This is a genomic window from Mesorhizobium sp. M1E.F.Ca.ET.041.01.1.1, from assembly GCF_003997355.1.
GTDB lineage: Bacteria > Pseudomonadota > Alphaproteobacteria > Rhizobiales > Rhizobiaceae > Mesorhizobium.
In genome coordinates, this window is the sequence record NZ_RZSL01001063.1 from 1 (window position 1) to 1,124 (window position 1,124).

The following is a 1,124-nucleotide window of genomic DNA, read 5'->3' on the forward strand; positions in this document are numbered from 1 at the left end:
ACCAATATGTGCCGATGCTGGCCACGCATGTCGGCAAGCTCAACGGCGTCGACCTGATGCCGTCGAAGGATGGCGTGAAGCAGAAGATCTGACAGTCACCGGCGCGAGCACTCCCTCTCAGCGCCGCGACCGCCCGATCACCTCGTCCGTGTTGGCGAGCAGCTTGTGCACGGCACTTCTCGCGGCGGCCGGGCGCTGCAGGCGGATGTTCCGCTCGATCGCCTCGTGCAGGGACTGGGCCCGCCGCTGGTCGCTGTGCTCGCGCGTGACGAAGACGAAGAGATGGTCGAGCGCCGACTCGATCAGCACGCCAAGGGGCACCAGCAGCTCATTGCCGGAGGCGCGCAGTATGGCGAGGTGAAACCGCGTATCGGCGCGCGTGCGCTCCTGGATATGCATCGCCTCCCCCATCTCGCGGCAAGCCTGGCTGATCTCGACCATCTGCTCGTCGGAGCGCCGCACCGCCGCAAAGGCGGCCGCCTCGGGTTCGATGATGTGGCGGAACTCCTGCACCGTCCTCAGGAACACCTCGCGGTCGGGCGAGGTCGCGTACCAGGCGAGCACGTCCCGGTCGAGCAGGTTCCAGCGCTCTCGTGGTTCGACCCAGCTGCCGATCTTCGGCCGCGACGCCAGAAGGCTCTTGGCCATCAGCATCTTGATGGCTTCGCGCACCGCCGAGCGGCTGACGTTGAAGGTTTGCGACCATTTGGCTTCATTGGGCAGGATGGTGCCGGGTGGATAGTCGCCGCGCACGATCCTGAGACCAATCTCGCCGGCCAGCGAGGCATGCACGCTGAGACCGGCGATCCGCGTCGCCTCGAGCTTACGAACCGTGGCCGGCTGGACTGGCTCGGCCAAGCGCTTCCCTGACTTTTCCCGTGGCATCCGCGTTCCGGTGCCTCCCGTCGCGGGCAGAAGTCGCCCGCAATCATCCGCTAAGAAATTTCGGGCGCATGAAGCCTCTCGCCTGTTGCCGGAGGCAAAGGCCGCGTTCATGATCCGAGCGGAAAAGGGTGAAGGGCGCCCACGAGGGGCGCCCCACCTATCGAAGTCTACTTCTGGATGCAGGTGTCGACGGTGTCCTTGGTGCATTCGTCGAGGCCGGTGAAGACCGGATCATCGAC

1 protein-coding gene is annotated in these 1,124 nt (G+C 65.6%); it reads right to left on the reverse strand.

The window, feature by feature from the left end:
- Nucleotides 1-117 precede the first annotated feature (117 nt).
- Nucleotides 118-885, reverse strand: a complete 768-nt coding sequence (locus tag EOA38_RS37355) for a FadR/GntR family transcriptional regulator (RefSeq protein WP_126092990.1) — start codon at nt 883-885, stop codon at nt 118-120.
- Nucleotides 886-1,124: the final 239 nt, after the last annotated feature.